Below are 11,312 nucleotides of genomic sequence, written 5' to 3' on the forward strand. Positions count from 1 at the left end.
GAGCCGATGTACGTGGCGGGGTCGGGCTTGTCGCGGCGCTGGATCAGCGCGTCGCACACCTCCGAGCCCGCGGTCTCGGCGAGCTGGGCGAGCTCGGTCATGGCGGCGTCCGCCAGTGCTGCCGAACCCTCGGTCCAGACGCCCACCAGGACGACGCGCTCGAGCCGCAGTTGCCGGTACTCCGCGTCGTTGACGTCCTGGAGCTCGGTGGACAGACCCACGGCGCGACGCAGCGACGAGCGTTCCTCGAGCTGGAATTCGCCGACCGAGGGATCGTGGTCTCGTGTGGCCCGGTCATGGGCGGTGTCATCGATAGTCATTCGGGGCCATCTTCTCACATTCCTCACGGTGGCGCGTCCGTGAGATCACCGCGGGCGGGGGCGCCTCACCGCCGGAAACGGCCGTCCGCGACGATCACCGAGGGTCCGGTGAGGTCGGACCGCCCGTCCCGGACCCTGACCGCGACCTCGCCGCCGGGCACCGCCACCAGCACGTCTCCCGACTGCTCTCCCGCGTCGGCCAGCGCCGCGACGGCGGTGGCGACGATCCCGGTGCCGCAGGACATCGTCTCCCCTGCGCCTCTCTCGTGGACCCGCATCAAGACGCGGCCGTCGGCGAGCGGGGTCGCGATCTCGACGTTGACGCCCTCGGGGAAGAACGCGGTGTCGAACACCGGGGGCTCGTGGACCGCGAGCGCCTCCAACGCGGCGGCATCCAGACCCGGCACGACACAGGCCAGGTGGGGGTTGCCCATGTCCACGGCGAGGCCCGCGAAGGACCGGTCGCCGAAGCCGGCGGAGGAGACCCCGAGGAGGCGGGGTTCGCCCATGTCGACGCGGACGACCGCGCGGTCGCCGTCGTAGGTGACGACGTCGGCGGGGCGCGGGCCGGACCGGGTCCCGACGGGGATGGGTCCGGCCTCGGCCCTCCCCGTCGAGACCAGGGCATGGGCGAACACCCGGACCCCGTTGCCGCACATCTCCGCGACCGACCCGTCCGCGTTGCGGTAGTCCATGAACCAGTCGTCGCGCCCTACGCCCGTCGGCAGCCCGTCGAGGACCCCGCGGTCGACCAGGGCTCCGGCGCGGGCGATCCGGAGGACGCCGTCGGCCCCCACCCCGGCCCGACGCGCACAGAGGGCTCGGACGAGGTCCGCGTCCAGGTCCAACTCCGCCGCGTCGTCGGCGAGGATCACGAAGTCGTTGAGGGTGCCGTGTCCCTTGAGGAACGCGATGCCGTCGGCAGTCGCGGTGCGGTGAGCTGAGGTCATGACCTGAGATCCTACTGAATTCCCAGCCCGTTCCGCCCTGCGGAAAACCCGGATGAACCCGGGGCGGGGGCGCACTAGAGTCGACAGGAGAACGATCCCCTATCTGAGGAGAGCATCGATGTCCGAACGCATCACCGTCGGCGGTATCCAGGTGGACGCGGTCCTGTACGACTTCGTCAACACCCAGGCGATTCCGGGCACCGGGGTCGACCCCGACTCGTTCTGGACCGGTGCCTCCGAGATCTTCGCCGACCTCGCCCCCCGCAACCGGGAGCTGCTGGAGTTCCGGGATGAGCTCCAGTCGAAGATCGACGCCTGGCACCACGAGAATCCGGCTCCGTTCGATCCCGCCGCCTACAAGGCGTTCCTGCAGGAGATCGGCTACCTCGTCCCGGAGCCCGACTCGGTCACCGTGCTCACCGAGAACGTCGACGCGGAGATCGCCACGGTGGCCGGCCCGCAGCTGGTCGTGCCGATCATGAACGCCCGGTTCGCGATCAACGCCGGCAACGCGCGGTGGGGTTCGCTGTACGACGCGCTCTACGGCACCGACGCCATCCCGGAGAGCGACGGTGCCGAGCCCGGTTCCACGTACAACAGGGTGCGGGGCGACAAGGTGATCGCCTGGGCCCGCGAGTTCCTCGACGACGCCGCCCCCCTCGAGACCGGCAGCCACGTCGGCTCGACCGGATACACCGTGGTCGACGGAGCGCTTCGGGTGACGCTCGCCGACGGCTCCACGACGGGCCTGGGCCAACCGGAGAAGTTCGTGGGATACCTCGGCGAGCCCTCCGCGCCCACCTCCGTCCTCCTCCGCAACAACGGGCTCCACATCGACATCCGGATCGACGCCGACTCCCCGATCGGTTCGACCGACGCGGCGGGCGTCAAGGACGTGGTGTTGGAGTCCGCCGTCTCGACGATCATGGACTTCGAGGACTCCGTTGCCGCCGTCGACGCCCGCGACAAGACTCAGGGGTACCGCAACTGGCTGGGTCTGATGAAGGGCGACCTGTCCGAGGAGATCAGCAAGGGGGGTCGGACCTTCACCCGCGTCCTCAACGACGACCGGGTCTACACCTCGCCCGACGGGTCCGGCGAGGTCCGGCTCCACGGCCGCTCCATGCTCTTCGTCCGGAACGTGGGCCACCTGATGACCAACCCGGCGGTGCTCGACGCGGAGGGCAACGAGATGCCGGAGGGCATCCTCGACGCGCTCGTCACCTCGCTGGCCGCCATGCACGGCATCGCGGAGGGCAACGAGCGCGGCAACAGCCGCTCCGGCTCGATCTACATCGTCAAGCCCAAGCAGCACGGCCCGGCCGAGGTCGCCTTCACCACCCGGTTGTTCGGCCGGGTGGAGACGCTCCTCGGTCTGCCGGCCAACACCCTCAAGGTGGGGATCATGGACGAGGAGCGCCGCACCTCGGTCAACCTCGCCGCCTGCATCGCGGAGGCCACCGAGAGGGTCGTGTTCATCAACACCGGCTTCCTCGACCGCACGGGCGACGAGATCCACACCTCCATGGAGGCCGGCCCGATGATCCGCAAGGGCGAGATGAAGGCCGCGCACTGGATGACCTCCTACGAGGACTTCAACGTGGACACCGGCCTGGCCTGTGGCCTGCGGGGCCGCGCCCAGATCGGCAAGGGCATGTGGGCCAAGACCGATCTCATGGCCGAGATGCTCGCCGAGAAGATCGGCCAGCCGAGGGCCGGCGCCAACACCGCGTGGGTCCCGTCCCCGACCGGCGCCACCCTCCACGCGACCCACTACCACCGGGTGAACGTCATGACCCGCCAGGAGGAGCTCCTCGCCGCCGGCCCCCGCGCCAGCGTCGACGACGTGCTCACCATCCCGCTCGCCCCGGACACGGACTGGACCGCCGAGCAGAGGAAGGAGGAGGTCGACAACTCCTGCCAGACCATCCTCGGCTACGTCGTCCGCTGGGTCGAGCAGGGCATCGGCGTCTCCAAGGTGCCCGACATCCACGACGTCAACCTCATGGAGGATCGCGCCACCCTGCGGATCTCCTCCCAGATGCTGGCCAACTGGATCCGCCACGGCATCATCACCGCCGAGGACGTCGAGGACTCGCTGCGCCGGATGGCGGCGATCGTCGACGGGCAGAACGCCGGCGACGACGCCTACCGGAACATGGCACCGGACGTCGAGGGGTCCATCGCCTGGCAGGCCGCCCGCGAGCTGATCCTCGAGGGCACCTCGCAGCCGTCGGGGTACACGGAGCCGATCCTGCACCGCCGCCGCCGCGAGTTCAAGGCCGCCAACGGCCTGTAAACGCCCGGCGTCGCCCACCGGATCCGCTGCTCTCCCCCGCGGGGAGCAGCGGATTCCGCGTGTCCGGGGCGCGGCGGACGGCGTGGGCGACCCGCCTCAGGAGTCGAGTCCGGCGACCGCCGCGCGCAGCACCGCGACGGCCGCGTCCCGCCGCTCCCGGGTGAACCTGGCCTCCGGCCCGGAGGCGGACACCGCGAACGCCGCGTCCCCCGCCCCGACCGCGATCGCCACGCAGCGCACCCCCTCCTCCTGCTCGGACTCGTCGGTCGCGAAGCCGGACCGTCGCACGCGGTCCAACTCGGCGAGCATCGCGGCGGTGTCGACGATCGTCGTGTCGGTGTACCGGCGCATCCCGGCCCGGCCGAGCATGGCGAGCACCTCGTCGTCGTCGTCCTGCGCGATCAGCGCCTTACCCACGGCGGTGCAGTGCACCTCCACCCGTCGCCCCACCTCGGTGAACATCCGCATCGAGTGAGGCGAGGGCACCTGGGCGAGGTACACCACACCGTCCCCCTCCCGCACGGCGAGGTTGGCGGTCTCCCCGGTGGCTTCGACCACCGCGGACAGCACCGGCTCGGCCCAGGACAGCGTCGCGCGGCGGGCCGCCTCGCCGACCCGCTGGAGCCTCGGCCCGAGAAGGTAGTCGCGCCGGGCGTCGCGGCGGAGGTGGCCGGACTCCGCGAGCGTGCCGCACAGTCGGTGAACAGTCGCCGCGGCCAGACCGGTGTCCGCGCAGAGTTCCCCCAGCGTGGCGCGCCCACCCCGACGGGTCAACGCGTCCAGCAGCGAGAGCGCACGCTCGACGGACTGGACCCGCCCCCGCGCCGGACGCGCCGAGCTCATCGCCCCGCCTCACCGAGCAGGTCGAGTGCCGTCTCCAGCGGGCTCGCCGCATCATCGGCCCGGCCGTCGGTGTCCGTGTCGATCCACCGGATCCGATGGTCCCGACCGAACCACGACCGCTGCCGCCGGACGTACCTGCGCGTGCCGATCACGGTGCGCTCGTGCGCCCGGGACACCGCCTGCTCGTCGAGCGCGAGCCGGTCGTCCATCTCGTCGAGCACCTGCGCGTACCCGATGGCACGGCGGGCGGTGACCCCCTCCAGCAGCCCACCGGCGACCAGGTCGCGGACCTCCTCGACCAGTCCCCCGGCGAACATACGGGAGGTGCGGGCGGCCAGGCGGGCGTCGAGTTCCGGTAGCGCGCACCGGAGGCCCAGGAGCCGTGTCCCCCACCGTGGCTCACCGATCGTGGGGCGCGACGCGGAGAACGGTCGTCCGGTGATCTCCACGACCTCCAGCGCGCGGACCGTGCGGCGGGGGTCGGTCGGCAGGATGGTCCGCGCGGCCTCCGGGTCCACCCTCGCCAACTCGTCGTGAAGCGCCTGCACCCCCTCCTCCCCGAGGCGGCGCTCGAACCGGGCCCGGACGAGCGGATCGGTGTCGGGGATGGACCAGTCGTCGACCAGCGCCTGGACGTACAGCATCGAGCCGCCACACAGGATCGGGACGTGGCCCCGCTCCCGGATCTCGGCGATCTCGCGCTCCGCCTCGCGGCGGAAGTCGGCCACACTCGCCGTCTCGGAGACCTCGAGGACGTCGATCCGGTGGTGCGGGATGCCCCGACGCTCGGAGGGCGGGAGTTTGGCGGTCCCGATATCCATGCCGCGGTACTGCTGCATCGCGTCGCAGTTGACCACCTCCCCGCCCAGCCGCTCGGCCAGATCGAGGGCGAGGTCGGACTTCCCGGTCCCCGTCGCCCCAACCACCGCGACGGGCGCGGGCCCGCTCACGTGGGGCCACCGGGGGTCGGGGCCGCCGGCGACGGGAGATCCCACTGCGCGCAGTGGTAGCCCACGCCGAAGGGTGCCCAGGACTCGGCCCGGGTGGCGGCCCGCTCCCCGACCAGCCGGGCCAGGACACCCCACACCGGCCGGGTCCACCAGCCCACGGACTCCGCCACCGCGGCCCCCGGGTCGGGCAGCGCTCCGCCGCGCCGCACCCAGTCGGTCAGGGCGGCGTCGAGCGCCACGCCGCGGGGGTCCTCGGGGACCGGTGCCCGGGCGGCGAGGGAGGCGGGACCGTCCGCCACGACGACGACGAGGGCATCCGACACCGGGTCCCCCGGGGAGGATCCCTCGCCGGGGACGCCCACGAACGCTCTCGGGAGGTCGATCCCGGCGCGGTCGAGGAACCACCAGCCGAGCAGCGCCGAGTCAGGGACTTGCGAATCCCCCGCCTCCGGGCTGCCCGGTCGCCCGACCGGGATGGGTACCCCCCACCGGCCGAGGGAGGCCCGCACATCGCAGAGGGTGCGACCTTGGGGATCGGAGCCCAGGACCACCACGAGAGAGCACCCGGAGGCGGCGGACCTGAGCGCCGCCACGGCCCGCGCGACCTGATCGGCCGTGTCCGCCGCGGCCGCGCCGGACAATTCGGGCACCAGAACCGGCGCACCGGGCAACAGGACTACTGAGGTGCTCACACCCCGCCACCTTACTGACCTCCCCGGGAGCCGGCCCTCCGGACCCGACGGGGGCTCGTCGGCCAGTCGGCGGGGATCCACCGACTTCCGGCCGGTGGTTGGTACACACTAGGGGGATGCCGTCCCCGGGAGGGGCCGGCGAGGCGATGACCGGCGAGAGTCCGGTGACGGTGCCGTGTCACGCGGCAGAATGGAATGAGGACGAGATGAGCGACAACCCAGCCACCACCCCGGGCGACACGGACGCCGGGGGGGCCGCAGCGGCCCCCACACCGACCCCCGGGCCTCGCCCGGGTGCGCCTTCGCCCGCCGCACTGGCCCGGAAGATCGCCGCGAGACCCGCCACGTCCCCCGAACCACGGGTCGTCCGGGCCTCCGATCCGTCCGAATGGGGTCGGGTCGACGACACCGGTGCGGTGTTCGTCCGGACCCCGGACGGCGAGCGGCAGGTCGGTTCCTGGCAGGCCGGCGCCCCGGAGGAGGGCCTGGCCCACTTCGGCCTCCGCTTCGATGACCTCGTCGCGGAGGTCGCGCTGCTCGAAGCCCGCCTGGACTCCCATCCGCAGGACGCGCGCAAGACCCGCGCCTCGGCCGAGTCGCTCGCGGAGCAGATCCCGACCGCCGCCGCCGTGGGTGACCTGGACTCGCTCGCGGCCCGCGCCGCAGCGGTGATCGAGCGCTCCACCGCGGTGGAGAAGGACGCCCGCCTCCGTAAGGACGAGGAGCGGGCGGCCGCCGTCGCGCGTAAGGAGGCCCTCGCCGCCGAGGCGGAGGAGATCGGGGAGTCCTCCACCCAGTGGAAGGCCGCGGGAGACCGCCTCAGGACGATCCTCGAGGAGTGGAAGACCATCCGCGGGATCGACCGCAAGACCGATGACGCTCTCTGGAAGCGATTCTCCAAGGCGCGGGAGGCGTTCAACCGACGCCGCGGATCGCATTTCGCCGACCTGGACCGTAACCGGGCCTCCGTCAGGCGGGTCAAGGAGGACCTGGTCGAGCGCGCCGAGGCGATCTCGGGATCGACCGACTGGAACGACACCGCCACCGCGTTCCGACGGCTCATGGACGAGTGGAAGGCCGCGGGCCGGGCCCCCCGCGACGCCGACGACGCGCTGTGGAAGCGGTTCAAGGCCGCCCAGGACACCTTCTTCGACGCCCGGCACGCCGCGGCGGCGGAGCGCGACTCCGAGTTCGAGGGCAACGCCACCGCCAAGGAGTCCCTCCTCGCCGAGTTCCAGGGCCGAATCGACCCGGCCAGGGATCTGGCCGCCGCGCGGTCGGCGTTGCGCGAGCTGCAGACCCGGTGGGAGGAGATCGGGAAGGTTCCGCGGGAGAAGATGGGCCAACTCGAGGGACGGATCCGGGCGCTGGAGAAGTCGGTCTCGGACGCCGCGGATTCCGAGTGGCGCCGGACCGATCCCGAGGCCAAGGCCCGGGCGGCTCAGTTCTGGGTGCGGGTCGAGGATTTCGAGGCGCAGGCCGCCAAGGCGGACGCCGCGGGCCGGGCCGACGAGGCGGGCGAGGCCCGCGCGCAGGCCGCTCAGTGGAGGGAGTGGGCAGAGGCCGCGGAGAACGCCGTCGAGACCCGCTGACGCCGCCGCGTGGGTCGGTCGCCGCCGCCGGTCTCAGTCACCGTGGCGGGCGGACTCCTCCACGTCGAACTGCTCGGGCACCCGCGCGAACAGCACCCCGGCGAGGGTCATCACCAGAGCCAACACCAGGATCTCGCTGAGATACAACCCGATGCCGGGTGCACCGAACTGCGGGAAGTCGGGATTGGGGCCGCGTCCGGACTGGCGTAGCCAGATGGCCAGCACCCCGTAGACCGCGGCCACGCAGCTCGCGCCCCAGGCGATGCCCGCCGCCCACCATTTCTGGGTGAGGATCATCATGGCCCCGAACACGATCGTCCCGACGGAGTAGAGCAGCACAAAGACATGGGAGGGAAGGGACGTCTCCTGCTCGCGGGCGACCTCGGTGAAGAACAGCACGTCCAATCCCCGCACGCCCGCGCTGTGCGGAAGCGCGAGCGCGGCCGCGAGGAGGACGATCAGCACCGCTGAGGCCAGATATGCCTTCCCGATGACCAGCGTGCGGCCCAGGGCGCGGTCCCTGCGCCGCAACTCCGACTCGGCGTTCCGGGTGACGTCCATGATCCCCGCGATGGGGTCGGGTCGATCCTCGATGCTCACGTGAGGCATCCCTTCTCGGTGGTGTCGGCGCTGACCACGTCGAGGCGCAGGGTGGGCAGTCCGAGTCCCACCCCGATCGGCGGGGTCTCGGGCTTCTCGCCGGCCTCGTGACGGTCCCCCGCACGGGTGGCGCGGCAGGTCAGCACGCCGTCGTCGGCCAGCAGGTGGTGGGGGGCGGCCGCGGTGATCCGGGTGGTGATCACGTCCCCGGGACGGATCCGCCCGGCGTGCGCGCCGACGGGGGCGAAGTGCACCAGCCGCCCGTCTCGCGCCCGCCCGGTCATCCGGGCGGTGGCGGCGTTCTTGCGGCCCTCGTCGGCGGTGACGAGGAGCTCGACCTCGCGGCCGATCTGCGCCCGGTTCTCCTCGAGCGTGATGCGCTCCTGCAGGTCGATCAACCGCTCGTAGCGTTCCTGCACCACGGACTTGGGGATCTGGTCGCCCATCGTGGCGGCCGGCGTCCCGGGACGGGGCGAGTACTGGAACGTGTAGGCGCTGGTGAATCGGGCCTTCTCCACCACGTCGAGGGTCGCCTGGAAGTCCTCCTCGGTCTCCCCGGGGAAACCGACGATGATGTCGGTCGTGATCGCCGCGTGTGGCATGACGGCCCGGACCCTGTCGAGGATGCCGAGGAACCGCTCCGACCGGTAGGACCTGCGCATGGCGCGGAGGATCCGGTCCGAGCCGGACTGCAGCGGCATGTGGAGCTGGGGGCAGACGTTGGGCGTCTCCGCCATCGCCTCGATCACGTCGTCCGTGAACTCCGCCGGGTGCGGAGAGGTGAACCTGATCCTCTCGATGCCGTCGATCCGGCCGGCCGCCCGGAGCAGCTTGGCGAAGGCGCCCCTGTCGGAGGGCTCCCCGGGGTCGTGGAACGACCGTCCGTAGGCGTTGACGTTCTGCCCGAGAAGCGTTACCTCGATCACGCCCTCGTCCGCCAGGGCCTGCATCTCCGCGAGGACCTCACCGGGGCGCCGGTCCACCTCCTTGCCCCGCAGGGAGGGAACGATGCAGAACGTGCAGGTGTTGTTGCAGCCGACGGAGACCGACACCCAGCCCGCGTAGGCGGACTCGCGGGTGGCCGGCAAGGTCGACGGGAAGTGCTGCAGCGAGTCCGCGATCTCCACCTCGGCACGCTCGTTGTGCCGCGAGCGCTCGAGCAGGGCGGGCAGGTGCCCGAGGTTGTGGGTCCCGAACACCACGTCGACCCACGGCGCCCGTGACACCACGACGTCCTTGTCCTTCTGGGCGAGGCAGCCACCCACGGCGATCTGCAGCCGCGGATTGGCGTCCTTCCACGGTCGCAGGTGGCCGAGGGTGCCGTAGAGCCGGTTGTCCGCGTTCTCCCGGACGGCGCAGGTGTTGAACACCACCAGGTCGGGCAGGCTCCCCTCCGCCGGGTCCGCCTCACCCTCGAAGGGGACGTAGCCGGCGGCGTCGAGGACGCCGGAGAGCCGCTCCGAGTCATGGACGTTCATCTGGCATCCGAAGGTCCGCACCTGATAGGTGCGGACACCGACGCCCTCGACGCGGGCGTCCGCGTCTACCGTCTGCGGGTCGGTCACGAGAGAATCCACGCAGGCCAGGGTACTCAGCCCGACGCCTGGGCCGCCAATTCGGCGTTCACCACGGACATCGCCAACCCCGTGGGATAACCCCGCCGGGCGAGGAAGGCCACCAGCCTGCGCTTCTCCCCCTGGATATCCGCCCCGGGGCCGATCGCCGCCGGCTTTCTCGCCAGGCGGCCGCGCACGAGCTCGGCGGCCTGATTCCTGTCATCCGACTCCTCGATTCCCGCCACCGCGCCGGCGATATGCGTCTCCGCGACGCCCTTCTCCCGCAGTTCGCGTTCGAGCGCGCCCCGCGAGCGTCCCCTCCGACGTCGTCGGCCGCGGACCCATTCCGAGGCGAAGTCCGCGTCGTCGATCAGACCCCAGATCCGTATCCGCTCCAGCGCCTCGTCGACCGCCCGGGGTTCGTGTTCCTTGGACAGCAGCCGCTCGCGGAGTTCGTGCTCGCTCCGCGGCCGGTACCGCAGCAGCCGGAGCGCGGCCGACGCCGCCTCGTGCGCCTCGGGCGCCAGGGGTGGCAGGTCCGAGGTGCTCGAGGCCCGCGATTGCACCGCGTCGACGGCCGAGCGCAGTTGATCCGCGTCGAGCCGGCCCCCGGGCCCGGACGGCCCACGCTCCTGCGCCGCCATTAGAACTCGACGGGCACCACGTCGATGGGCGCGTCCGCGTCGGACTCGGCCTCGATCTCCGCGATCTCCGCTCCGGCACCGATGTTGAGCTTGTCGAGGATCTTCCGCTCGATCTCGTCCCGGACCTCCGGGTTCTCCTTGAGATACCGACGGGCGTTCTCCTTGCCCTGCCCCAGCTGGTCGGGCCCGTAGGTGAACCAGGAACCGGATTTCTTGATAAAGCCGTTCTCCACGCCCATGTCGATCAGCGACCCCTCGCGGCTGATGCCCTCGCCGTAGAGGATGTCGAACTCGGCGATCTTGAACGGCGGCGCCACCTTGTTCTTGACCACCTTGACCTTGGTGCGGTTGCCGACCGCGTCGGCACCGTCCTTCAACGTCTCGATGCGTCGCACGTCCAGCCGGACAGACGCGTAGAACTTCAGCGCCTTGCCACCCGTGGTGGTCTCCGGCGAACCGAACATCACGCCGATCTTCTCGCGCAGCTGGTTGATGAACACCGCCGTGGTGTTGGTGTTGTGCAACGCACCGGTCATCTTCCGCAACGCCTGGCTCATGAGCCGGGCCTGCAGCCCCACGTGACTGTCGCCCATCTCGCCCTCGATCTCGGCCCGCGGCACCAACGCCGCCACCGAGTCGATGACGAGGATGTCGATCGACCCCGACCGGACAAGCATGTCGGCGATCTCCAGCGCCTGCTCGCCCGTGTCGGGCTGGGAGACGATGAGGTTGTCCGTGTCCACCCCGAGCTTGCGGGCGTACTCGGGATCCAGCGCGTGCTCCGCGTCGATGAACGCGGCGATGCCGCCGGCCGCCTGGGCGTTGGCCACCGCGTGCAGCGCGACCGTGGTCTTACCCGAGGACTC

General features: G+C 71.5%; 10 protein-coding genes and 1 pseudogene. 2 read left to right on the plus strand and 9 right to left on the minus strand.

Annotation, left to right across the window (positions count from 1 at the left end; all coding sequences use genetic code 11):
* Window positions 1–320: pseudogene (locus B4M60_RS13220) on the minus strand (GTPase HflX); the annotation flags it as partial.
* A gap of 65 nt (window positions 321–385) precedes the next feature.
* A complete protein-coding gene (gene dapF, locus B4M60_RS13225; RefSeq protein ID WP_291084847.1) occupies window positions 386–1,270 on the minus strand; it encodes a diaminopimelate epimerase in 885 nt (294 codons plus the stop codon).
* A gap of 118 nt (window positions 1,271–1,388) precedes the next feature.
* Here dapF and B4M60_RS13230 point away from each other — a divergent pair, with 118 nt between their 5' ends.
* Complete coding sequence (locus B4M60_RS13230; protein ID WP_291084849.1) at window positions 1,389–3,569, plus strand: malate synthase G; 2,181 nt, start codon at window positions 1,389–1,391, stop codon at window positions 3,567–3,569.
* A 96-nt stretch (window positions 3,570–3,665) separates the two neighbouring features.
* On the opposite strand, the gene B4M60_RS13235 is transcribed toward B4M60_RS13230, so the two are convergent.
* From B4M60_RS13235 to B4M60_RS13245, 3 genes are read right to left on the minus strand one after another with little or no spacing between them, the layout of a single operon-like run.
* A complete protein-coding gene (locus B4M60_RS13235) occupies window positions 3,666–4,412 on the minus strand; it encodes an IclR family transcriptional regulator (RefSeq protein WP_291084853.1) in 747 nt (248 codons plus the stop codon).
* Window positions 4,409–5,362 (minus strand): tRNA (adenosine(37)-N6)-dimethylallyltransferase MiaA, encoded by a 954-nt coding sequence (miaA, locus tag B4M60_RS13240; RefSeq protein ID WP_291084856.1) that lies wholly within the window; start codon window positions 5,360–5,362, stop codon window positions 4,409–4,411. Before miaA ends, B4M60_RS13235 begins: the two co-directional genes overlap by 4 nt.
* Window positions 5,359–6,054, minus strand: a complete 696-nt coding sequence (locus tag B4M60_RS13245; protein ID WP_291084859.1) for a hypothetical protein — start codon at window positions 6,052–6,054, stop codon at window positions 5,359–5,361. The genes miaA and B4M60_RS13245 overlap by 4 nt, the downstream gene beginning before the upstream one ends.
* Window positions 6,055–6,260: 206 nt before the next feature.
* On the opposite strand from B4M60_RS13245, the gene B4M60_RS13250 reads away from it, so the two are divergent.
* Window positions 6,261–7,646 (plus strand): DUF349 domain-containing protein, encoded by a 1,386-nt coding sequence (locus B4M60_RS13250; protein ID WP_291084862.1) that lies wholly within the window; start codon window positions 6,261–6,263, stop codon window positions 7,644–7,646.
* Window positions 7,647–7,679: 33 nt separating this feature from the next.
* On the opposite strand, the gene B4M60_RS13255 is transcribed toward B4M60_RS13250, so the two are convergent.
* The 4 genes from B4M60_RS13255 to recA form a co-directional block, all read right to left on the minus strand.
* Window positions 7,680–8,255, minus strand: a complete 576-nt coding sequence (locus B4M60_RS13255) for a hypothetical protein (RefSeq protein WP_291084865.1) — start codon at window positions 8,253–8,255, stop codon at window positions 7,680–7,682.
* Window positions 8,243–9,811, minus strand: a complete 1,569-nt coding sequence (gene miaB, locus B4M60_RS13260; RefSeq protein WP_291084930.1) for a tRNA (N6-isopentenyl adenosine(37)-C2)-methylthiotransferase MiaB — start codon at window positions 9,809–9,811, stop codon at window positions 8,243–8,245. The genes B4M60_RS13255 and miaB overlap by 13 nt, the downstream gene beginning before the upstream one ends.
* 26 nt (window positions 9,812–9,837) lie before the next feature.
* Window positions 9,838–10,446, minus strand: coding sequence for a regulatory protein RecX (locus B4M60_RS13265; protein ID WP_291084868.1), 609 nt, complete (start codon window positions 10,444–10,446; stop codon window positions 9,838–9,840).
* Window positions 10,446–11,312 (minus strand): recombinase RecA (gene recA / locus B4M60_RS13270; protein WP_291084871.1); only part of this gene is annotated, 867 nt, incomplete at its 5' end. The genes recA and B4M60_RS13265, both read right to left, overlap by 1 nt.

The organism is Dietzia sp. UBA5065, from assembly GCA_002415925.1.
In the GTDB taxonomy this organism is placed as follows: domain Bacteria; phylum Actinomycetota; class Actinomycetes; order Mycobacteriales; family Mycobacteriaceae; genus Dietzia.